The sequence below is a fragment of the Reinekea blandensis MED297 genome (assembly GCF_000153185.1).
Classification (GTDB): domain Bacteria; phylum Pseudomonadota; class Gammaproteobacteria; order Pseudomonadales; family Natronospirillaceae; genus Reinekea; species Reinekea blandensis.
This window is the reverse complement of sequence record NZ_CH724149.1, coordinates 1-23,485: the sequence shown is the minus strand read 5'-3', so window position 1 is coordinate 23,485 and position 23,485 is coordinate 1. Positions and strand designations below refer to the sequence as shown.

The 23,485-nt window shown below is 53.9% G+C and carries 20 protein-coding genes; 7 read left to right on the top strand and 13 right to left on the bottom strand.

Translation table 11 applies throughout. The features are described 5' to 3' along the window. Nucleotides 1-114: 114 nt before the first annotated feature. Both MED297_RS00325 and MED297_RS00320 read left to right on the top strand, forming a co-directional pair. The gene (locus MED297_RS00325) at nt 115-1,068 is read left to right on the top strand and encodes a DUF5692 family protein (RefSeq protein ID WP_008041282.1); all 954 of its coding nucleotides are present in this window, start codon (nt 115-117) and stop codon (nt 1,066-1,068) included. Nucleotides 1,069-1,241: 173 nt separating this feature from the next. Continuing rightward, nucleotides 1,242-2,138, top strand: a complete 897-nt coding sequence (locus tag MED297_RS00320; protein WP_008041281.1) for a DMT family transporter — start codon at nt 1,242-1,244, stop codon at nt 2,136-2,138. A gap of 127 nt (nt 2,139-2,265) precedes the next feature. On the opposite strand, the gene MED297_RS00315 is transcribed toward MED297_RS00320, so the two are convergent. Beyond that, nucleotides 2,266-3,060, bottom strand: coding sequence for an alpha/beta hydrolase (locus MED297_RS00315; RefSeq protein WP_161599249.1), 795 nt, complete (start codon nt 3,058-3,060; stop codon nt 2,266-2,268). Between the two features lie 458 nt (nt 3,061-3,518). Next, nucleotides 3,519-4,430, bottom strand: coding sequence for a LysR family transcriptional regulator (locus MED297_RS00310; RefSeq protein WP_008041279.1), 912 nt, complete (start codon nt 4,428-4,430; stop codon nt 3,519-3,521). Nucleotides 4,431-4,534: 104 nt separating this feature from the next. Here MED297_RS00310 and MED297_RS00305 point away from each other — a divergent pair, with 104 nt between their 5' ends. From MED297_RS00305 to MED297_RS00295, 3 genes are read left to right on the top strand one after another with little or no spacing between them, the layout of a single operon-like run. Further along, a complete protein-coding gene (locus MED297_RS00305) occupies nt 4,535-4,861 on the top strand; it encodes a Bor family protein (protein WP_008041278.1) in 327 nt (108 codons plus the stop codon). Further along, entirely contained in the window at nt 4,862-5,194 is a 333-nt protein-coding gene (locus tag MED297_RS22260) for a hypothetical protein (RefSeq protein WP_008041277.1), read from the top strand. Further along, nucleotides 5,194-5,859 carry a DUF2306 domain-containing protein gene (locus MED297_RS00295; RefSeq protein ID WP_008041276.1) on the top strand — a complete coding sequence of 222 codons (666 nt, stop codon included), beginning with the start codon at nt 5,194-5,196 and terminating at the stop codon, nt 5,857-5,859. Before MED297_RS22260 ends, MED297_RS00295 begins: the two co-directional genes overlap by 1 nt. An 86-nt stretch (nt 5,860-5,945) precedes the next feature. Here MED297_RS00295 and MED297_RS00290 read toward each other — a convergent pair whose 3' ends face one another. From MED297_RS00290 to MED297_RS00260, 7 genes are all read right to left on the bottom strand, one after another. Further along, entirely contained in the window at nt 5,946-8,717 is a 2,772-nt protein-coding gene (locus MED297_RS00290; RefSeq protein WP_040556349.1) for a glycoside hydrolase family 3 protein, read from the bottom strand. A gap of 220 nt (nt 8,718-8,937) precedes the next feature. Continuing rightward, the gene (locus tag MED297_RS20910) at nt 8,938-11,055 is read right to left on the bottom strand and encodes a diguanylate cyclase domain-containing protein (RefSeq protein WP_008041271.1); all 2,118 of its coding nucleotides are present in this window, start codon (nt 11,053-11,055) and stop codon (nt 8,938-8,940) included. A 172-nt stretch (nt 11,056-11,227) separates the two neighbouring features. After that, nucleotides 11,228-11,731, bottom strand: coding sequence for a GNAT family N-acetyltransferase (locus MED297_RS00280; protein WP_008041269.1), 504 nt, complete (start codon nt 11,729-11,731; stop codon nt 11,228-11,230). Nucleotides 11,732-11,788: 57 nt separating this feature from the next. Beyond that, nucleotides 11,789-12,250: a hypothetical protein gene (locus MED297_RS00275; RefSeq protein ID WP_008041267.1), complete on the bottom strand. Its 462-nt coding sequence runs from the start codon at nt 12,248-12,250 to the stop codon at nt 11,789-11,791. An 80-nt stretch (nt 12,251-12,330) separates the two neighbouring features. Then, nucleotides 12,331-14,346, bottom strand: coding sequence for a glycoside hydrolase family 3 protein (locus MED297_RS00270; RefSeq protein ID WP_008041265.1), 2,016 nt, complete (start codon nt 14,344-14,346; stop codon nt 12,331-12,333). A 46-nt stretch (nt 14,347-14,392) separates the two neighbouring features. Beyond that, a complete protein-coding gene (locus MED297_RS00265) occupies nt 14,393-14,953 on the bottom strand; it encodes a hypothetical protein (RefSeq protein WP_008041263.1) in 561 nt (186 codons plus the stop codon). Then, nucleotides 14,950-15,357, bottom strand: coding sequence for a GNAT family N-acetyltransferase (locus tag MED297_RS00260; RefSeq protein WP_008041262.1), 408 nt, complete (start codon nt 15,355-15,357; stop codon nt 14,950-14,952). Before MED297_RS00260 ends, MED297_RS00265 begins: the two co-directional genes overlap by 4 nt. 300 nt (nt 15,358-15,657) lie before the next feature. Between MED297_RS00260 and MED297_RS00255 the strand changes: the two genes are divergently transcribed. Beyond that, nucleotides 15,658-17,820, top strand: a complete 2,163-nt coding sequence (locus MED297_RS00255) for a pectate lyase family protein (protein WP_050762836.1) — start codon at nt 15,658-15,660, stop codon at nt 17,818-17,820. A 44-nt stretch (nt 17,821-17,864) separates the two neighbouring features. Here the strand turns inward: MED297_RS00255 and MED297_RS00250 are convergent, their stop codons facing one another. Continuing rightward, a complete protein-coding gene (locus MED297_RS00250) occupies nt 17,865-18,335 on the bottom strand; it encodes an NUDIX domain-containing protein (protein WP_008041260.1) in 471 nt (156 codons plus the stop codon). Next, nucleotides 18,322-18,711, bottom strand: a complete 390-nt coding sequence (locus MED297_RS00245; protein ID WP_050762835.1) for an NIPSNAP family protein — start codon at nt 18,709-18,711, stop codon at nt 18,322-18,324. Before MED297_RS00245 ends, MED297_RS00250 begins: the two co-directional genes overlap by 14 nt. 134 nt (nt 18,712-18,845) lie before the next feature. Here MED297_RS00245 and MED297_RS00240 point away from each other — a divergent pair, with 134 nt between their 5' ends. After that, entirely contained in the window at nt 18,846-19,715 is an 870-nt protein-coding gene (locus tag MED297_RS00240) for an AraC family transcriptional regulator (RefSeq protein ID WP_040556461.1), read from the top strand. Between the two features lie 52 nt (nt 19,716-19,767). Here the strand turns inward: MED297_RS00240 and MED297_RS00235 are convergent, their stop codons facing one another. Next, nucleotides 19,768-21,420 (bottom strand): ABC transporter substrate-binding protein, encoded by a 1,653-nt coding sequence (locus MED297_RS00235; RefSeq protein ID WP_008041255.1) that lies wholly within the window; start codon nt 21,418-21,420, stop codon nt 19,768-19,770. Between the two features lie 143 nt (nt 21,421-21,563). Further along, nucleotides 21,564-23,485 (bottom strand): glycoside hydrolase family 9 protein (locus MED297_RS00230; RefSeq protein ID WP_008041254.1); only part of this gene is annotated, 1,922 nt, incomplete at its 5' end.

Genomic DNA, 23,485 nt, shown 5'->3' with positions numbered 1-23,485 from the left:
CAGATATGATCTTTTTATACTCCTAATGATCAATTCAACCATTGATGCAGCGCAGCCTCACGGTGCGCCCATAACAACAATAAACGCGGGTCTTCAGACCCGAGGAGAACGTCTATGTTTTTGTTCGAACCCATTCCCTGGTATTCCGCTGTCGCCTGGTTTGTCGTCCTGGGCGCTCTGATTCTGCTGAATGAAATTTCCCGGCGCTCAATGTGGGCGGCGCTGTTTTTCTTTGTCGTTCTGCCCATCATATTGCCGTTCACCTTATGGCAACATGAAGGCGATGCCGGCAGCAGTGTCGGCACCTGGTTCCACTGGGTCAAAGTCTATTCAGCGCTGGCCGGTTGCCTTGGCTTTATGCTGATTCGTTACACCGATCTGGCCAAAAAGTACAAAGCCCTGTTGTTCTTCCCGGCGTTCATTCTCGGATTGAACATTCTGGAAGCGGTGATTCGCGAGTTTCAGGTGTCCTCATTTTCTGGCCTGCACGATGGCATGATGATCACCGGTGGGCACTGGAACATCGTCAATGGCGTGGCGGGTTTACTGAATATCATCACCATCTGCGGTTGGGCGGGTATCGTCATCAGCCGTAAAAGCAGCAAAGACATGCTCTGGCCAGACATGCTCTGGTTCTGGATCATCGCTTATGACCTGTGGAACTTTGCCTATGTGTACAACTGCGTACCGGACCATTCCTTCTACGCCGGCGCAGCACTGTTGATTGCCTGCACCATTCCATCCTTCACTCTGTGCAAAGGTGCCTGGCTGCAACACCGGGCCCATACACTCGCGTTCTGGATGATGTTTGTCATGGCGTTCCCGAACTTTGTCGACAACTCAATGTTTGCCGTCAAAGCGTCGCAGGATACTAACGCAATGTGGTTTGTTTCCCTGTTAAGTATTGCAGCGAACGTTGGCGTCCTGGTGTATCAGGTGTATCGCATCCGCAGCCGTCGACTGAACCCGTTGAAAGACGAACTCTATACTGACCTGGCCGCTTACCAAGAGGTCAAGGCCAACGACAGTGCCTTACCAAAAGGCACCGCCAATCCGGCCCTCGCCTGATTGTCAGCTCCGGTGACCCTGAGTCCATCTCAGGGTGACCGCCCTTCCGACACGACGCACCCAAACGCGTTCCAGTTGTCTATTCCGTTCAGGCATCCTCAGCATTCCAAGATTTGATTGGTCGTCATCCACCCTGCGGAGTAGGATCGTTTCCTTTTTACTGGGTACGCATCATGGTTTGGGTAGCCTTTACGATCTTGGCGGCGCTGATGCAGTCGATCCGCACCGCGGGTCAGAAACACATGACCGGCTCGCTGAGTACACTGCAGGCTACCTGGTCTCGGTACGGATTCGGATTGCCATTGGCGATCGTCTATTTATTGCTGCTTTGGGTAAACGAACGGCCAACGAGCCTGAAGCTGGCTGGCCAATTCTGGGGCTACCTGATTCTCGCCTCCGTCGCACAGTTATTAGCAACAGGGTTACTCGTGAAGTTGCTCAGTTTGGGGAACTTTGCCGTCGGCACGACCTATGCAAAAACCGAGGCGCTGATGGCCGCCATCTTGGCTGCTGTGTTTTTCGGTGCCTGGTTTACCGTTTGGACATGGCTTGCCATGGTGCTGGGCTTTGCCGGCATCGCGCTGGTCAGCCTGCAAAAATCGTCGGTGACCAAGAAGCGACTGATTCAACCCGAATCGTTGTTGCTTGGCCTGGGTGCCGGTTTGTGCTTTGGCATCACATCGGTATTCATTCGTGCCGGCAGTCAGCTCATGCCGACATCCGCACTGTTTTCCGCGGCCTTCATGCTGACACTCTCGCTGGCGATTCAGGGCGGGCTTTGCACCTTGTTACTGCAATGGCGCCAGCCCGACGGCTGGCGAGCATTATGGCAACAGCAACGCCTGGGTTGGTTCATTGGTATCACCGGCGTGCTCGGCAGCATTGGCTGGTTCACGGCTTTTTCATTACAGGAAGCGGCGATTGTGAAAACACTCGGTCAGATTGAGTTTCTGTTTACCGTGTTAATAACGTACCGGTTTTTTAACGAACGCATACGCCCTGTTGAGTGGATCGGAATGACCCTGGTGCTGCTGTCTATTGTGCTGTTGTTTCAGGGTAATGCTGGGTAGACCCCTAATCTGCAAGCCAGACCGCGGCACCAGACGCCCGGTCTGATGAAGAACGCAAAATCATCAAACTAAAACTGAGGGACAGTCGACAGCGATTTAACCTCCTGATCCGCAATCGCGATAAAAATTAAATGTCTTCGCGGCCAACATAAAACATCAAATAGTCTGGAATCTTCCGCGACCAATAGGTTGATGTATGCCCGCCTTCGGTTAAGGAAAGCAGGCAGTCAATGCCGTTTTGTTTCAGGCTTTCCGCCAGCGTCTTTGTTGCCGGAATAAAACCCCACTGATCTTGTAACCCAATGTCCAGATACACATTAAGCGCACTTAGATCCTCAGACTGTGCCAGCCGCAAAGGGTTACGGTTCAGCCACGTCTCGTGGTCGGGATACAACCAGTCAAAACTTTCATCCGTGACCAACGCAGGACTGTGCCCGCCTACTTTTGAGAACAGTTCTGGATGCCGGAACGCTAAATGCAATGCTGCAAAGCCGCCCATCGAAATACCCCCAACGTAACGACCACCAGCGTGGGTCTGCGCGGGATAATGTGACTCAATAAACGGAACCACTTCGTTGACAAGATAATCTTCATAAAAGCCGCCATCATAATGAATGAAGGGCCCGTTTGGGATTTGCACATCGGCCGATTCGAGGGTATTGACACCAAAACTGTTTTGAATATCGACCGCAACAATAATGACGGGTTTAATCTCATTATTGAGAATCATTTGCTCAGCTTTTCGGAACAAACCCAAGCGTTTAAACATGGCCGGTGACTCACTCTGACCATGGAACAAATACAAAACAGGGAAGGTTTCGGAAGGTTCAGCCTCAGGGGGTTGGTAAACCAAGATTTCCATCGGCTGTTGCAGGATGTCACTCTGCAAGCTGATTTTGTCGAGGTTTTCTGCTCGAACCATTGAGCCTGCCCCCAACACTAAAAAACACAGAACGATAATTATAATTTGAGTATGCGTGCGGTTCATATCAAACCCTTATCTCTATAAATTTCATTCTGATGAACAGACAGCTGGACGCATTCACCCGTTACAAAAAACCTTGAATGGATACATTTAACCTGTCATTAGAAACCTGTCAATTTGAAACCAGGATAAGCACTTGTCATGTTTTTAAAAAAGTGCCGGCAGCGGTTATGCCAATGGCAGACAATCCTCGGTTGTTACCAACGATAAAGCATCAAACACGATGGCAACGAACCGTCAGGCAAACTCTGCTTGCCGACGCTGAACACGCCATGAGTCCGATATCGGGTGTCGATCATTTCGAGGCAGTGGCGATGTGCCCGGCCATTGTTGAAGCTGACAGCTTGTTATACGTCGGCGAAGATCGGTGGTTCCGAGGTTGCTTTTCAAACGGCTCAATAATCTTGCGCCATCCGTTCAATCAGGAAGTCCCAAACCAGTCGCAGTCGACGGCTGGTCTTTACGTCCCGATGTGCAACAATCCACAACTCCGACGTGGGCAGACGAATGTCCGGTAAAACGTTAGCTACCCGTGGCTCCTGATCCCCCACTTCGGATAACATCAATCCAATGCCGGCACCCTGCTTGGTCAGCTCCCAATGGGCTGGATGCTCATTGGAAGCGATCGCGAAATTATCCAATGAAACATTCAGCCCCTGGGACTGCAGCAAGTCGACGATTCGATGCGCCTGATCAAAACCAATGAAAGTCAGTTCCTGGCTGTGTTTCGCGTTTAATCGCCCCGCCATGCGTTCGACATAGTCATGACTGGCATAAAACCGATAGGTATCATCGCGTAACTTGCGAGCGATCAGATCCGGTTGGTCTGGACGATAGGCTCGCAGCGCGATGTCGGCTTCTCGCCGCCGTAAGTCACTGCTTTGGTTCGTCGCCATCAGGTCCACACTCAAGCCGGGGTTTTTACGCACCAGCTCCATCACTAATGGCGGCAGCAGATAGGTTGCGGCCAGCTGGGTGGCGGATATCGCTATGTGCCCTTCCAGGGTTTCAGACGCTTCGGTCGCGGCAAGATAAAACTCATTCGCCGCACTCCCCATACCCCTGAGCCTTTCAAGTAACCGAAGTCCGGTGGGGGTAATGTTCAAGCCGGTCGCGCTGCGTTCAAACAGAGCGACCCCCAACTCGGCTTCAAACGCGGACACCTGACGCCCAACGGTCGACTGGGTCAATCCCAGTGCTTTCCCCGCGGCCGACAATGACCCGGTTTCCGCCGTCAGTAGAAAAGCCCGCGCGCGATTCCAATCGAATCGAAGGGTCTGCCATTTTTTAAAATCTTCAGTCTGCATATTTGCATATCCCGATTGAAAATATTGTCAATTCTCAAGCGAATTCGCACACATACAATGCCTGCAGAACTTGACGACGTCGAGTCATTTACTCGGAGACCCTTATGACACTGAACCTATTTCAACCAATACTGCCTCTGGCGCTACTCACCGTCGCCTTGCTGCTGACAGGTTGCTCCACGGTAACCATCGCCCCCGGTGGGCAGAAAACGGCTCACACCGAACCGCACTATGAAGCGCAAAAACCGTCCTATCTGCTCGGTTTGATGGGCGACAACCGCGTGGATGTGTCAGCGATTTGCTCGCCGTATTCTGTGCGCCAGATGCAAGCCCAACGCACGATTCACAATGCCCTGGCCGCTGCTTTCTCGGCAGGTATCTACACCCCTCACACCGTCAAAGTTTGGTGTGACACGCCGGAGGAAAACTGAATGAAACCGACTTTGCTGATTCTGTCCCTGACCGTTGCCCTATCAGGTTGCGCGTCCATCACCTTCGACAACGGAACGCCCAAAACAACCGCCACAACCACCGAAAGACAATGGCACCACAACGCCGCTTATGACCTGCTGGAGCTGGGAAGCCCCATTGATCCAGTCGCCGTATGCGAAGAACGAACCTGGCTGTCCGTACGCACTCAACACCCGTTCAGCGGAGCCGTTGCCACCGGCATCGCCACCTACGTTTTCGGTCCCGGTGCGCTGCTGACCACCAACCTTTGGGCACCGCAGAACGTGGCGGTGGACTGTCAGGAGCAAGGCTAATGGCCACGTTCTTGCGTACTCAACGACGACCGTGGGGCTGGGGCTGGCTGGTCTTTGGGTTTCTACTGTGTCTGATTCCGATGCTGGCGGGCCTGATCCGGCTGGAGTCACTGGCGAGCGGTGCCGCTCGAACGGTCGACAACGCGCGGTTTGTGGACCAGCCATTGCCGGTTGTTATCCACATTCTGAGCGTACTGATTTACGCTCCCGGTGTGCTGCTGCAATTATCACCGTGGCGCGTTCGCTGGCCCGGCTTGCATGCCGCAGTTGGCAAACTGACATTGCCAGCCGGTTACCTGTGTGCGCTGAGTGGAGTGTGGATGACGCTCACCTACCCCTGGCCGGAGTTAGACGGTGTCGTGTTATATCTGGTTCGTCTTGTGGTTGGTACCCTCATGCTGCTTCAATTGGGTCTTGGCACGCGCGCGCTGTGGTGTCGACAGTTTCCGGAACATGGGCGATGGATGTTGCGAGCGTATGCACTCGGTATGGGAGCCGGCACACAGGTGTTCACACACATTCCTTTTTTTCTGTTGCCGGACGTTCAAACCGAAACCGGACGGGCGATCTGTATGACGGCAGGTTGGATCCTGAATGCAGGATTGTGCGAGCTGTATCTGGTTCGGAAACGCGCGCGATCGCGCGATTTGAACTCGGTATCTTAAGCGCAGCACTGAAGGCATGGCGTTCTTATCAATTAACGACAGGGTTACCCCGACAAGCTGTCGGACTAACCCTGCTGTTCACAACACTAAGCGCGAATAAACGACAGCGTTTCAATCACCAGGCCAGGTTTAACGAAGTCGATGTCCATCTCGTAACAACCGGCACCCAGGCGAATCTCTAAGCCGTCGACATCGACAACCTTACCGTCGGTTCCGTTGATCGACAGTGACTGACTGAACTCATTGTTCAGATGCAAACTGCACGTTGACTGTGCCTGACCATTGCGGTCATAGCGCAGTTTACCGTGCACGCGATACACGCCGTCCTCCGGCACGTCGATCACCATCGTCGCGTGATTTGACAGGTTGAGTTCCAGCGGATGTGCAATGCTGATGGTGTCGTCTTTAGATAGTGAGGCATCGGGTGCAAAGGTTTTTACCGGTTCGTATGCCTTCAACGGACGCTCCATCACCGGCGCATTCATGATGAATCGGCAGATGTTCATCGCACTGCGTTGCAGTTCGCCGATGCTCAGCGTTCCGGCGTCTAAAGCGGCCAGCGTGTCATCGTCCATCGCATTGCGACCGGCACCGTCGTTTTCCACCACCATGTACAGATCGTTCTGCGAGCGCACCATGAAGGAAGTAAAGTTGCGGGCTTCGGTGCCGCCCAACACCGGATCATTCATCTTCGCCCACCAGTCGGTCATCAGGATGCCAGTGAACGCCCACTCACCGCGAACGATAGTGGTGTTGAGATCGTAACTCGATGCGGTCCAGTGACCGTTCACCGGGTTGTAGGCCGTCATGATGCTTTTGGCATTGCCTTCTTTCACCGCCAGTTCAAACGGTTTCAGATGCACTTCACGTAACGCCCGTTGCGAGACGACGCTGTCGACATCGACACGGGCGGTTTCCTGATCGTTTGCAACCAGATGTTTGAGTGTGGCAAAGACACCGGCCTGACCCAGCCCACGGGTTTGCGCAGCCGCCATCGCACCCGTCATCAGCGGATCTTCTGAAAAATACTCAAAGTTCCGACCGTTCAACGGGTGACGGTGAATATTAATTCCCGGGCCCAACAGCGTATCAATGTCGTTGGCACGAAGTTCGTCACCAACGCCAGCAAACAGTTTCTCGTTCAACTCGGCGTTCCAGGTACAGGCCAGCAAGGTGCCGATGGGAACCTGAGTCGCTTTGTGACCACTGTCCATTCGAATTCCGGACGGGCCATCGGCTGCCGCGGCGATAGGAATGCCCAGCGCAAAGAGATCATCGGTCACGCCACCAAACGCCGCCGCCGTCCCCGGCGTCACCTTCGGGCTGCACATGCCTTCTCCGCGCACAATGGTGGCCAGCTGTTCAACGCTCATCTGGGCGACAAAGTCTTCCAGGCTTGCATCACCATTCTTCACATCGATCAGGCGAATACCCTGATCGCCGGTGATGGCAAGATCCGCCGGCCGATTGGATCGCATACGCTCGGCGAGAGAAATTTTTCGCTGGGGCGCCGCTTCGTAAGTCAGTTCATAGGTGCCATCGTCGAGCTGCGCACCCGGTTTCATGCGCGCAAACGGACGAATCGGGGCCAGCGCTTCAGTGAGCTGCTCAATCACCAGCAACTCGGTCTGAGACCAGTCAGCGTCAATTCGCTGCGCCGTCCGGACATCACCACCGGAATAGAAGCGATAGTCACCTGCCTCAAGCACATAAGCATTCGGATAACCGGTGACGCCGCTGTCGTCGTAAGACGCCAGAACCGACAGTGGTACAGTGATGACCACGTTGGTGGTTGCGCCGGGTGCCAGCGTTTCGGTTTTGGTAAACCCGGCAAGAGCCCGCGCTGGCTTACCGAGCTGACCCTGAGGGGCTTCAACATAAAGTTGCACCACCTCTTTGCCAGCCTGATCACCCAAATTGGTGACTGAGAACTCAAACTTCAGCTGAGCGCTCGCACCTTCGCCCTGCAGACTGTATCGCTGCAGGGCCTGTTCAAACCGGGTGTACGACAACCCGGCACCGAAGGGGTACTGCACGGCATCGGGCTTGAAGGTTTCAAAATAGCGATAACCGACATAGATGTCTTCGGCATAGCAGTTGTAATCACGTCGGCCAAAGTTGGCCGATGACGGATAGTCTTCGAGTCGCCAGGCGATGGTGTCGGTCAAACGACCACTGGGAGATTCGAGTCCGGCAAGTACGTCTGCAAGCGCATGTCCACCTTCCATTCCCGCGGCCCAGCTATACAAGACAGCCTTAATGGAATCACGTCCCTGCAATGTACTCAGCCAGGACATATCAATGATGTTGGTCACGTTTAACACCACGATGACACGATCAAAGCGGGCACAGACCAGCTCCATCATCGCGAGCTCGGTGTCGGTTAAGCGATAACTGCCAGGAGCATCGGCGTTGTCCTGATCCTCGCCGGCAGTACGGCCAATGACGACCAAGGCCACATGGCTCGCCTCTGCGGCTTCGGCTACCAGGGCCTCCGTCAGTGGCATCTCCTGCTGGAACCAGGGCTCCGCGGCCCAACCGCCACCGCCGTCGTCGAAAGGGTTCTGACCAATCCACTGCTCGTAAACACCCGCCAACGTTTCATTCACGGTCACCTGTTCAGACTCGCGCAACCCCTGAAGAATACTGATCGCATAAGGCACATTCACCGCGCCACCGGAACCGGTCCCGCTGCGATAGGTATCAATCTGGCAACGGCCAAAAACCGAGAGCGTTTCGCCTTCTGTCAACGGCAGGGTTTGCTCAAGGTTTTCCAAAAGTACAATGCCTTCGGTCGCGGCCTGGCGACTGATCGGAATCAGATTCTGCTGGGCGAAAGTGGGCGTCATTGGGGTCATAATTACTACTTCCATACTGAATTTGGGCTGGGGTTCCTAAGATGACAAGGAGCCTCAGGTAACCGGTTACAACGTAATGGGGATTCTAATGGAGAATCCAATGAAAAGTGATCCTAGCGCGCCCCTTTCTGATACTATTCAGTCATCATGCTGCTTCACTGTGATCAAAATGGCATGAGTAGGTCGCCGCCTGCTATACGGGATAAAAAACGGTCACAGGTTAGTTCGTGTCGGGTTCAAAGAAGTGAATGCCACCAACCCCGCCGCGCTTGGCGTGATACATGGCCTGGTCAGAGAAGTGCAGCAGTTCGGTTCGGCTGTGAACTTCTTGGTTGTATCGCACCACACCGATACTCGCCGAGACATGCAACAGCCGTTGCTCAATAGAAATGGGTTGCCGGATACTGTCGAGAATCCGCTGCAGAGCGGACGTCAGGTCGTCCTGCTTGGTTTCCTGAAACAGAATCAACACAAACTCATCTCCGCCGATGCGAGCGGCAAAGTCCGATTGGCGCAGTACATGCCGAAGTCGCTGACTGACCACCTTGAGTACAGCATCGCCGACTGCATGACCATGCTGATCGTTAATCGGCTTAAAACCATCCAGGTCGACATAAGCAAAAGCAAAGGGCTCTGGCGAGTCCATCAGCAGATCCAATCGCTCATCCAGCGCGCGTCGATTGGGCAGATCGGTCAACATGTCGTGGTTAGCCAGATGTTCAATCTGCTTACGCGCCTGCTCAATGGTGGTTTTTTCTTCGCGTAACTGCTGATTCAGCTCATACACGTGCTCATGACTGCGCGCATTGTCGACCGCCAACGTCAAAAATGGCGCAATCGCCAGAATCAGCTCAAGGTCGTCGCCCTGAAAATGTCCGACCTGACTGCTCTGACAAGACAACACCGCAACCAACTCATCATTGAGTTTCAGCGGCAAAAAGAGCTGTGACAAAGGAACCAGAGTGGGATCACCGTAGCCAATCAGAGGGTCGTCATCGTGAAACACCAGCGGTTCACCCTGCCGTACCGTTTGAACCATCCGGCTGTCTTCCAGATCATAAGACAAACAATACAACGGCAATGCCTGGTTTCGTTCAATAATGGCCCGATACGTCAGGCATCGGTTAGGCTCATCGTTACTCGCCAGTGCAATCACGTGGGCATCAAAGTGCTTTTTCATCAGTGCGTAAATGGCGTACCCCAGTTGCAGGGTATCTCGCGTGGAGGCCAGTTCCCGGGCAAACTCGTTCACCACTTCCAATCGTCGCTGTGAGGCTTTGAGCAGTTCATTTTCCCGCTCGGTCAGGTGGCGCTCGGCTTGCAAGCGCGTCTGCTCCCGCTGATGGCGCTCAATCGCCAACGAGTGCTTCACCTGATCACTGTTCACCGATTGTCGTAGCCGAGATGCTTCCTGGGAAGCCAGATAGGCCTTTTCGTAGCCGCCGGAATGCGCGGCACTGGCGGCCGTCAGTTCGAGAATCTGATACTGAAACTTACTGTTGTACTGACGATCCAGAATCTTCTGAGCCTGCGCGATAAAAGTCGCCGCGCGCTCATACCAACCCAGACTCATCAGCGCCTTGATTAACTCAACATAGGCAGTCACGCCGAGTACGCCTTCGAGCTCAAACCCTGGGTCACCAATAACGTCTTCCAGAATCGCCACGGCCGACTCGAGCGCACCCTGAAGGCGGTGGACCCGGCCCAGAAGGGTTAGAGCGTTCACGCGAAGATGGTGGTAGGCCAGTTTCTCGGCGACCGATAAGGCGTTTTTAATGGAGTCCTGAGCGTCACCAAAATCAAAACGGCCAATGGCAATGCGCGCTTTCAGAAACTCCAGTTCACCGGCCCACTCATCGCTGATCTGAGCCATCGGCAAACCGAAAATCAGGTTCAGCTGCCACTGTGCCGTTACCTGATCTTCCAGTTCGAGAAAGAGGTTTGCCAGGTTCAAACGAACTGGTATTTCCGCTTCCGGCATTTTCAGAACCTGACACAGTTCGGCCGACGCCTCCAATGCCTGTGCGGCTTCGTCAAAACGTCCCAGACTTTTCAGTACCATGCCGCGGGAGTTCTGAACCCGACGCTGCTGATGCTGATCACCGACGTTGAAGGCCTTGTCGAGTAACAGGTCTAGAGCCTCCAGCGCTTCCTGCAACTGACCTAAATACAGAAAGCAACAGGCGCGGTAAAACTCCAGATGCGGATAACGCTCATGGGTTACGGGCGTACTGACTAACATCGCTTCCACACCGACCAGCGTGGTGGCCGGATCGGTCAGCATCTGATCCCAGTAGAAATCCAGCGCCTCATCGACGGTTTTGAACTCAACAGTCATTTGACCAAATTGACAACAGTTTAGAGAAGAGTATATGCATGACTTGTCGATTCTGCCGCTGTTTTATCGAAGTTGCGTCAAGTATAGACGCCTTAATTGATCGGTTACGAAAACATCAGCGTGCCAGATGACGTTTTTACGTGCAGAAATGGCAAAACAACGGTTTTGCTTTTTAGGCGTGAGCCTCAAGCAGCTTATACATCACCAACGCATCCACCATCCCAAGCGTCGGGTGTTCAAACGCTTCAGGTAATCGCCCAACCACATCAAAACCCAGCTTCTGCCAAAGCCGAACGGCGCCTTCGTTACTCGACGCAACAAAGTTAAATTGCATGGCGCGATAACCCAGCTCAACCGCCACCTGTTGCGAATGCTCGCACATCGCACTGGCGAGGCCGCGACCGCGCGCATCGGGTGCGACCATGTAACCACAATTACAAACGTGCGAACCGGGCCCCTGCTGATTGGTTTTTACATAGTACGTGCCCAGTGTTCGGCCGTTCGCTTCAACAACATAGGTTTTCCTCGGCAGTGTCATCCACAACGTTCGTCCCGCATCGTAATCGGTGTCCGGATCGAACCCGTAAGTGTCTGCGGCGGCAACGATGTTGTGAAATATCGGCCAGATGTGTTCCCAGTCAGAATCGCGGGCTTCACGAATGGTAAAGTTTGGCATCGTACGGTCTCCTGGATAAATAAAAAAGCGGGCCAAGCCCGCTTTCTTATTAGTACATCAGTTCAGATATTCGTTGATCTCATCGGCTCGGTCGTAAAGATCTTCTTCATCGACATAGAGCGATTCCAGAAAGGCTTCCAACTGTTTTTTCTTGTATTTTCCTGGATAAAAGCCTTCGATCAAAAAATCGCCTTCGAAGTCGATGTAATAACGTGTCGAAACCGCGCCCTGATTCAGCTCATTGATCAGTTCCAGATAGGCCGCCATGTTGGTGTGACCGTAATCGCCGGTAATGAAGTAGCTGGTGAACAGCATACCGTCGTAAAACGCTTCAATGGTCAGGTCGAGATGGTCTTCATGGGTGGCTTCAATGTATTCCTCACCCACGGTCACTTCATAACCATAATCTTCCAGCACGTTCACCACCCGATTGGTTTTTTCAGGTAGGTCAGCGGTCGCAGGCAAAGCAAACAACGCCAAGGAAAACAGGGTGGCAAGTGAGATAGTCAGTTTTTTCACGAAAAGCTCCTTTTAAACAAGCCCGTTAGCTTACTCATTTTCAGCCGAACTATCAGCTTAGTCGTTTCGATTCAGTGAGATTACTGAAACGGGCTCAGCAGTACACGCTGCCAAACACAGTCAGGCGCGAGGCCATTGGTGCCAATCTCTCTGGCTGGCTGTGCTTTTAACTCGGGGACGATTACAGTCTGGTCCGTGGTCAAACCGTAGCCCACAGCAAAGGCGGCACGTCGGGTGCTCCGAGGTAAACCTTCGCAATCATCGGCCGGCCAGTTGAAGGGCAGCCGCCCGGTAAAAGGATGTTCCCCAAACAAAAGGTCAGCTATACCGGCGCCTTGAGTGCCCGGCAACCAGCCCATCACAAAGGCATCCGATACGTTAATTTGTGGATTCATCCACAGCGGCCGTCCAGCGATCACAATGGTGACGATGGGCAGTTCCGGATAACGTTGTTGAATGGCCGACAACTGCGCAATGCCATCAAATCCCGTCTGCTTTTCGGCTGCAGACGATTGCCAGGCGGTTAAGTCGCCCTCGCCTTCCGCGTAACTGCGCTCACTGAGCACCACGATGGCCGCATCGGCGTCGAGCTTTTCGTTGACGCCCGGCAAGCCCACCTGCAGTGAACCATTGTTTGCCCCTGTCCATTCCCTGAGTCCATCCAACAACGTCGCCGACGGTCCAAAATAGTCATTGTCGTAAGCGCCGCCTTGCCAGTTCAGCGACCAGCCACCGGCTTGAATCGCGATTCGATGGGCAAGACCGGTAACCAAATATCGACCCGCTGGATTCAACGGCAACACCTGATCATTGTTTTTCAATAACACGGTCGACTGCCGAACCGCTTGTCGCGCCAGCGCATTCAACTCTGGAGAGTTTACCGCCGACTCGTCTCCGGCACCGATGCGTTCAGAAGGCCGGGGCTGTTCAAACAGACCGCTGCGCAGCTTCACGCGCAGAATGCGACGGACGGCGTCATCGATTCGGCTCATGGGTATGTCCCCGGCTTCAACCGAAGCAACGGTGTTATCGATAAAGGCTTTCCACGCCGTGGGCACCATCACCATATCGATGCCGGCATTGATGGCTTGCGGACACGAATTTGGCAGGCATTGGTAAACATCGTTAATGCCATTCCAATCGGAAATCACAAAGCCATCGAAACCCATTTGTTTTTTGAGTACATCGGTTAGCAGATACTCATGACCGTGTAATCGTTTCGTCCACCAGCTGTTGAACGAGGCCATGATCACCTGGACATCAGCGTCCAACGCACCATAAAAACCCTGAGCATGCCGTTCACGCAGTATCGCTTCCGACACCCAGGCATCGCCCTGATCGACGCCATTGCGCGTCGCGCCATCACCAATAAAGTGCTTGGCGGTTGCCAGAATACCCGGCGCGTTTTGACCCTGCTGGTAACCTTCGACAACTGCTTTGGCAAAGTGAAACACGGCATCGGCATCCTGCGAAAAACTTTCATAGCTTCGACCCCAGGCCGGGTTATCGGCAATGGCAACCGTCGGTGCAAAGGTCCAATCCACACCACTGGCGCGAACCTGGTCGGCCGTCACCGCCGCAATCGAACGCACCAGTTCCAAGTCACCGGTTGCACCCAAAGCGATGTTGTGTGGAAACAACGTAGCACCCTGCAGGTTGTTGTGTCCGTGCACGGCATCGGTCCCCCATAACAATGGAATCCCAGTCGCGGATTCGGTTGAAGCGAGCCAATAGGCATCGGCCAGTTCCAACCAATCCTCCAACACATGAAAGGGTGTTTTACCGGGCCAGCTGCCACCGCCATTCAACACCGAACCCAAACCATATTCTTTCGCCTGCGACGGTCTGACGTGTTGAATTTCGCCCTGAGTCATCTGACCGACTTTCTGACGCAACGTCATGGTCTGAAGAATGTCGTCGATTCTCGCTTCAAGCGCTGCGTCGACGGGACGCTCAAACTCAGGCCAGGTCGATACCGTTTGATAAGGACTATTAGGCAGACCCAATGACATCGTCGACGGCCAGTGAGAGACAACAACCGTCAGCGTTAACAAGAGCAGCGCGCTTAAGGCAATCCAGTAACGAGGTTTTATCAACTTTGGTAACCTTTTCTTGTGAAGTTTAACTTGCTAAACAGAGCACTCATTGCGCCAGCTCGGTCAGTAGCTGACGTGCAACCTGGCCGATATTAAAATGGTTGCCCGCTGTCACCGTTAACGTAACCAAAACGTGACGTTGAGATTGCTGATCAACAAAGTTCTGAACACGTTCAACAGGTTCGGAATGATCATCGACGGCATGAAACAACCTGATGGGTTTCAATCCCGCATAGTTTGCAACTAACCGTGCATTGATGATGGTCGCACTGGCAACAGGGGTATCCGGATAAGTGTTCAGATACCGATAGACAGCCGTTCCACCACGGCTGTAGCCCATCAAATGAATACTACGGTCCGGATACTGGCGAGCAATAAGATGAAGAACATCATTTAACTCTGCCAGGTTCCAGTGCTCTCCCGACTGCGCATGAAGCACAACAAACGGACAAGCCGGCTGATACGTTCCATCCCGGAGCAGTCGCGGAAAATCCTCATACTCGTAAAGCCCGGCCGTGTTTCCAAAGCCACCTTTGCCATGCAAATAAACAGAAACCGGACCCGGACGCGTTCCGCCAAACGTGAATGTAGAAATGTTCGGCTTCATGGAATTCGTAAGTACATGCCCGACGATTTAGGCAACGACGCTTTGGTAAAGCCAAAGCGCTCATAAAAATCCGGCGTACCATGGTCGGCCATCAAACTGACATAGGCCGTCGATGGCGCGTTTGTTTTTAACCAGTCCACCAAAGCCGTCATGATCTGGCGACCGATGCCCTGTCCCTGATAATCGGGCAACACCGCCATGTCGGTGATTTCAAAAAAGCAGCCGCCATCGCCAATCACCCGACCAATGCCAATGGGTTTGTCATCGTCATAAACCGTGACGGCAAAGAGCGAATTTGGTAAGGCGAGTCGAGCGGCCTCTTCGGATTTCCGTGACAGGCCAGCGGCCAGTCGCACCTTGATGTAGGTGTCGACGGTTGGAACTTCAGTCCTGAGTTTAATCATTCTGTTTCCTTATTGGGCGTTAAAAACGAGCGCCGGACGTCTTATCAAATCACAGTCGTTCCACAAACGGTCACCCAATATGGATAATCCAACGACCAAAATGGACAATAAGACTGTCGAATCAAAACCCCTGAAGTGTTCGTTATCTCTAAAATTCTTACATAGTTCACACTTTCGCATAAAAGTCCCGGAAAACCACCGACCTACCCCACAAAACAGCCGTTTTCCTCAGCTGAATGTCGCCTTTTTTGGTATTTCTTTTCAAAACCAATTTTACGAATGACACCACAGGGACACATCATGACATTCCGAACCATCGTCGCATTGAGCGCTCTGCTCGCCTTTGCCGGGTGCGACTTTCAAATTGATCTCGGCGAAAACGTTTCCGATTTACCGCAACTGGAAGAGCCTGTCGATAACGATGCTGACATCAACAGCGGCAATGATAACGGCGGCGACAACGACAATGATCAGGGAGATGACGAAGGAACCGATGACGACAACAGCGACCCAACAACGTTTCTTATCCTTCAGGAAAACCATTCCGGGTTTTGTCAGGTTGACGGCGTCATCGAGCAGGAGCATCTCGGCTTTACCGGGTTGGGGTATGCCAACACCGACAATGCAATGGGCAGCGAGATTCGCTGGTCAATCAACGCGCAAGACGCCGGCACCTATCTCATTCGCGTACGCTACGCCAATGGCGACGATTCATCCCGTCCGGGGCACTATCTGGTGAACGGTACCGAGCAGGTTATCTTCGAGGGAAACAGCACGGGCGACTGGGCACAGTATAAGCTTTCCACTGAGGTACCCGTCTTTCTGAATGCCGGTCTAAACCAAGTGACGCTCAAATCAACCTCAGACGGAGGTCTGGCGAACATCGATTACCTGCACATCGCTGGCCAGAACCTGAACCCTGGCAACTGTTCGGACGATGGTGAGGACGACGGGGGCGCAGGCGATGATGGCGGAAACACTGGTGGCGATAACGGTTCCGGGGATGGAGATGACTCCGGTTCCGGCAATGCCGATACGCCCGCTCAAGTGTGCCTCGACCTGGTTCAGAACGATGACATCAACTGGCGCGAATCGTCACTTTCATCCGATCAGGCGATCGTCGAATGTCTGGCGGAGACGCTGGGTCGCCCGATCGGTTTTGGCGAAAACACCACCGGCGGCTATGCAGCTGACGGCGGCAGCCAGCTTGTCGTCATCCGCAACGACGCGTCCGCCTCCGTCGCAGAACAACTGCTGGCGGCCATCAGTGACCCATCGCCTAACTGGATTGTATTTGATAAAGCCGATTTCGCCGACGAAACCGCCATTCGAATGCACAGCCTGTACTGCAACGATGGCGATGTGCTCTCCGCACTGAACAACGCCACACCGGAACAGTGCCGAAATCCTGAGCAATGGTGTGAGGCCAATGGCGTTTCCGCCAGTAGCTGCCTGAACACCTTTTACAACGATAAGCTCAACGACAAGTCGTTACCGATTCGTACGTTGCTGGTCGACTCGAACACCACCATCGACGGCCGCGGCACACAGGCGTTCATGCAGTTTTTAGGGTTTTCAATCGGCAAAGACAGCAGCGGGCAGTCCACCCACGAAAGCAATAACGTGATCATCACCAACATGGAGTTCCGCGGTGCCGGGCACGTTGAAGATCACAACCTGGACCCGGACATGATCCGTTCGACCGGCGAATCGCACAACATCTGGATACACCAGAACACCTTTGACACCACCGGCGACTCGGCCTGGGATATTAAAGTCGGGGCGTACGATGTGACGTTATCGTTCAACAAGCTGATTAACGTGAAACGCGCCGGACTGATGGGCTCATCGGATAGCCGAACGATCAATGAACAGATTACGGCCACCATGCACAACAACCTGTTCATCACCGAAGACCCATACTACGCAAACAAAAGCTATGACACCCTGCGTCGGGTTCCATTGATGCGTCGCGGTCAACTGCATGCGTTTAACAACGTGTTTTACGGCTATCGCAAGGATATCCTGAGCGTGCGCGTCGGCGGTCGTATTCTGTTTGAAAACAACATCGTGCTGAATAATCTGGACGAAGCCAATGACAAAGGCGACGACATGCCTTACTTCCTGGAGAAACTGTTCCGTGACTTCCGAGAAGGCGGTTTGGAAATCCGCAACAGCCTGGTGTCATTTTCCGACTCAAACTGCACCATGATCGGCCAGCCCGGTGATCCCTCGGCGTCACATGGCAGCACCCCGGAAATGTCGATCGCTTACTTGAACCGTTCCAACAGTCAGATTCAGAATCATCGATTTGAGGCCGGACAAGACCTGGTGTCGTATGTCTCAGCCACCGCAGGCAAAGGTGGGGAAACGCCTTACTTGTCAGCAATGGCACAAGAGGCGCTGACTGTTATCGATGCCGCACCTGAGACCTGCCAGGCAACAAGTCAGGTGCCCCACTGAGTTTGAGATTCCACGCCCCGGGTCGCGCGCGACCCCGGGCGTTTTCAGCATGGTCGCTCCGGCGGCTCACGTAAAAACCGGCGCGCGTCGTTCACCATCAGCCAGGTCTGGTGCATTCGCAACTGACCCTGTTGGTAAAGCTGGTCAACGTCTTCCCAGCTGAATAACCGCACTTCAGCAATTTCATCCGGCAACGCAGATTTAGGTTCTGCGTTTACAGGCAAAGTCGCTAACCAAACGTGGCGCAGTACCAGAGCACCGTCGTCAAAACAGCCAACGTACGTTTTCAGGAAATGATCAAAGGAGAGCCGCAAACCGGTCTCTTCAAACACTTCACGTTGTGCGGCCTGTTCAGGAAACTCGCCCGCTTCGAGCCGGCCGGAAGGAATGTGCCAGAGATTTTTCTTCGTCCCCTCGCGCTCGCGAACCAGCAAAACCCGGTTATCAGTATCAACAATGACAGCACCCGCCGCTTGCGCAGAAACTTCAAGATGATGGCGTTCAGTGTATTGCATCGATGCCGGCCTCCGGCTGTGTCTCAGTCAGCCGATGCGGCGTGACGGTATCGGTCAGAATGTCATTGCGAATGGAAACAAAGGCAGTATTGGACAGATGCTCGCGACCACCGCGTTCGGCGAACCATTGTCGAATCCGATCACCATGTTCGGTATCGGCACGGACACTTTGCTCGATGCGCTCATAAGCCGCTTCAGAGTCATATTCCCAGATGGCAAAGACTTCCACGTCGCCGTTGTCGAGTGGCATCATCCATCGACCGATCAGACGGGCGCCATGTTTCAACTGGTTCGGCAAATTGATGTCAGTGAACAACCGGTTAAAATCATCGACGAAATGATCCCGAATGACATAGTGCTTACGGCGATAAAACATGGCGTATTCCTGACCGGGGTTTTTGGTTACCTTAACCGAATCGACTACGCCTGTCCTGAACATTGAGCACGAATGATCAGGTATCTTCTCTCACAGCCGGTAAACTGCTCAGCACACTCAAACGGATACAGCCATTGAACCTGAATGACCGCTTACAAGATGTTCTGGCCAACATTGAATCCTCTCTCGAGGAGGACCTCAGTGTGGACCAGCTGGCGCAGCTGACGCACGTTTCCCGGTTTCATTTTCACCGGTTATTCAGCGCGACCTTCGGCCTCGGCGTGATGACGTTGATCCGGCGTTTACGACTGAAAAGGGCGGCGTTCCGGTTGGCGTATCGGGCCGGCGATTCGATTACCAACATCGGTTATGACTGTGGCTACGACAGCCCAGAGGCGTTTAATCGAGCGTTTCGCAAGCACTTTGGCCTGGCACCAAGCGACTTTCGTCGTTCACCGGACTTTTCCGTTTGGGCACAACACTACGATCCCATTCAAACTCTGAGGAACCAGCACATGCCAGCACCGTTACCGGACGTCACTGTCATTGAAATGCCTGCCATTCCACTGGCCGTCATGCCGCATCGAGGAAATCCAGCGCGACTGAGCCACACCTTGCAGGCGTTTATTGCCTGGCGCAAACGAAACGGCTTGTCGCCAAGCCATAGCCGGACATTCAATCTGGTATACGACGACCCGAATGAGGTGACCGATGACGATTACCGATTCGATCTGGCCTGCGAAATCCAAGGCGAGTTGCCAGCCGATTTCGAAGGCATGGAAAGCCGAACGATTCCGGCCGGACGTTACGCCCGGGCGCGGTTACAGGGCAGCGACGATGCACTGGAGCGTTTAGTTCACTCGCTTTATGCCGAATGGCTGCCAAGCTCCGGATACGACCTGGCCGACTTCCCACTTCTGTTTGAACGGGTTCGCTTTTTTCCGGACGTGTCCGAGCACGAGATGATCACTGACGTCTATCTGCCGCTGGCCAGCGAGCGTTAAGCTCGCCGCGCCTGTAAGCAGCCTCCCACAAGAAACACTCGCGGGCTTGTCATCACTCCCGCGGTTTCAGATTTAATACATGAATCAGTCGCTCCGGGACACCTTTATGCACCTGCGGGCGAACATAGGGGTTATCTTCCGTTACCCAGCCGACAAACTCTTTGTCGCTGTACTCGTACCAGATCGGGTTCGCAAACAACGACAAGACCGGCACCTGTTCGGCCACAACAGTTTGAATCTGCGTAATCAATCGTCGCTGTTCCGTCGGATCGTTGGTCTGGGTAAACGCCTGCAGCCAACGTTCGATGTCTTCTGAGCGATACTGATGCATGGCCTGGTTTTCAAGTTGTCCCGGAGTCATCGAGTTCGGATCGAACAGCTCATTGTATATTTTCCACGGAGTAATGCCGGGGTTCGTCCACATCATGTAGAGGTCAAAATCCCCCGTCGGAATGCGCTCAAACCATTTCTGTTCGTCCATGCCTTCAACGTGTGCGTTAATGCCAATGGCTCGGAAGTTATCCACCATGGTCAACACCACATTGAACCAATCGGTCCAACCACTGGGCACGGCAACACCGATGTTAATCTCGGTGCCATCGGGCAGTTCGCGCCAACCATTCGAATTGGTGTCCCGATAACCCGCCTGGTCCAAAAGGGCGGCGGCCTCACCGGGATTGTATTGCATCAATCGTGCATAAGGTTCCAGCGTTTGCGCATCATACCAGGCGGTATAACCCGGCCCGGTGGCCACCGGCCAGGGCGTTGGACTGGTCAGCCCGAAGGTGTCTTCGCTGAGCATTTCGTCGCGGTTCAATGCCATGCTCAACGCCTGACGGAAGCGGGCATCGTTTAACGGCGCGCGTGTCGTATTAATCTGCACATTGGTATTAGCCCCCGGTGCGAGCCAGACTTTGTTTGACGGCAAATAGGAGGTGTATTGTTCTTCGGGTTGATTGATACCCTGGCCCATCCAATCAATTTTGCCGCGCCGGGCGGCGGCCCAGAGTTGCTCGTTGCCGGAATAATGTGGAAAACGCAGACAATCGATCTGCACCTGTTCCGCCTGATAGTAATTAGGGTTCTGACACAGTTTAAAATAGGTGGTGCGGAAGGTATCGACTTCCGTAAAAGGTCCGGTACCCACCGGCGTCAGGTTCGCATGGTTCACCGGATCATCAATCTTGGAAAAGATATGTTCAGGCAATGGGTATAAGCCACCGATCGATTGATGCGCCAACGCATTGGGTTGCACCAGCGTAAACCGCACAGTGAAGTCGTCGAGCTTTTCGACATCGTTGACCAGTCCGTTATCGGTCGCCGGATCGAACAGGTCGATGTTGACCGGATAATCCGGATGCTTACGCGCATAGTTTACGGTAAACACCACATCGTCGGCATCAAAACGCTCACCGTCGGACCAGCGTACGTTGTCGCGCAAGGTGTAGGTGACGCTGCGATAGTCGGAGGCAACACTGACCGACCTCGCCAACCTTGGAAAATCGTTCTCCGGGTGCCAAACGTTAAAAATCCACAACGGTTCGTAGATAAAGTCGGTGGCGTAAAACGAACCGACCGTCGGGTCAAACGGGTTAAAGTTTCGTTCAAACCCGTTGGTCTGCGTCGGGATGATAGAGAGATCGTTACTGGCTATCGCACAGGAGGCGAGCAGCGACAGGCTGATCAGACAGGTTTTTATTTTCATCAGGGATTCCACGTTATCGTTAGTACGGTTGTCGGACGGAGTCTCTCGGCCTCCGAGCGGAACATCCCTGTCTGTTATTCCCCTTTTCGGGTGTTATTGTCAGGTCCATGGCACCACTTGCCTGTGGTGCCTGAGTTTTCTGATTAAAAGGCGTTGACCAACAGTGCCAGATAACTGCTCCAGGCGGCCTGCCAGTTAATCGCCACTTCATTGGTCGCCCAGCTCTCCTGGTGATCGACATACACCTGCATCGGCGCCTTGTTCGACACGGACGCGGCCACCTGATCGCCTTTCAATGCGACCGAATTCGGACCACCGGCCAGCAGACCATAAGGCTGCGGTGCCGCCTGCGAGACCAGCGGCCGGAAATGCGGATGTCGGACATTGAAGCGTGAGGCTCCGGTGGTGAAGTTCAGTCCGTGCGGGTTCAAACCGAAAAACCAGTGGCTCATGCGGTAGGCCGCGTCACGGTAATCCTGCTCGCCCGTTAAAGAATGCAACCACATCAACTGCGTACCCATGGTGGCAATAACGCCGTTACTGCCCCAGTCAAACTCGTCTTCGGTACCGGCAATCATCAACCCATAAGGGTCTTGTTGCTGAACGTTCAGCAACCGGGAAAACTCCTGCTCAACCACCTTTAACAACGTTGACGATTGTTCTGGTGATTCGCTGGCCATCAACGCATTAAATACGGCCAGGAAGTTCACGTTCATCCAGTCGGGTGTTTGATCGCCAAAGCGGGGCTCATCGGCACGCTGCAGCAAGGACTGGTAAGTCGACACGTCCAAGGGTTCTCCCCGCCACATACGGGACACCGCATACAGTAAGCGTTCATCCGAGTCGTCACTGTCGGTGTAAGGCCCGCCGTACTCGGCGCCGTCATAACGATCCGCAACCATGATGCGCTCAGGATGGTTGGCAAGAAAATCCCCAGCACGGTCAGCGGCCTGAGCAAATCGTTCCGCCCATTCGGCATCGGCATCACGCCCGGTTTGGGCGAACAGATAAGCCGCCAGATTCATCACTGCACCGACATCCGCCGTTGCCGTACTGCTGATGGGCATGACAAAACGAGCGTCCTGATCCTGCTGGGGCGAGGTCGTCAGTAATGGCCAGTCCCGGGAGGACACCTTGTGATAAACGGCACCATCATCGCGCTGCATTTTCAGCAAAAACTCAAGTTCCGGCAGCACCAGATCGAGTAAGGCGGGGCGCTCAGCATCCGTTCGCGTCAGCGGTGTTATTTCAGCCGGAAATGCGTCTTCAGCCGCGACATACGACATCAGCATCACCATGACACTCCAGGCACCATTGACGCTGTAACGACCGTAGTCACCGGCATCGTACCAGCCACCATACACATCGAGGGTCTTATCATGGCCGTACAGCGTCGCCTGCCGATCCTGCTCGTGCGCGCCCGGATAGGTACGCATATCGAACCAATGAAACGCGCCCAGCGCCAGGTCCCGCTGTTTCTCATACTCATCAAGCGAAGTTCGGGTTCTGACCAGCGCGCTGGTGTGTTCGGTACGCTTTACCGTCTCGGGGATGATCAGCGTGTTGTAATCCGGCTCGCTCAGCTCCAGCTCTATAGGCGTAATGGCAAGGCCAGCGTCAGCCGAAACCAGGGTACGGCTTACGGTTTCAACGCGTTCGCCATGTGAGGCTTGCCGAATGGTCAGCGGTAACTCTTGTGCATTCAGGTCTTCCTGCCACTCCAGGATGACCGGCTGTGGCTGATTGGTCAGGTAGCCCAGGCGGTTATAGCGAATCAGGTAAGGGCGCGGGCGCAGATCTTCTTCTGGCCAGACGTCAAAACGGACGTTGTGCACCGTCATATCGTAGTTTTCAGCGCCGGCCGTCATAAACGACAGAAACTGAACATCGGTGATCTCTTTCGGCACTTCAAAGCGGTAAGTCCCGCTTTTGGCGGGCACAAAACCCTTGCCATCATCCCCAAACTCCTTTTCGAAATCGGGGTCACCGCTGTCATCTTTGGCCGCATCCAGCTCTTGTCCGTTCAGCTGAAACTGCATCAGACGATTGCCCCACAAGGGTGCAA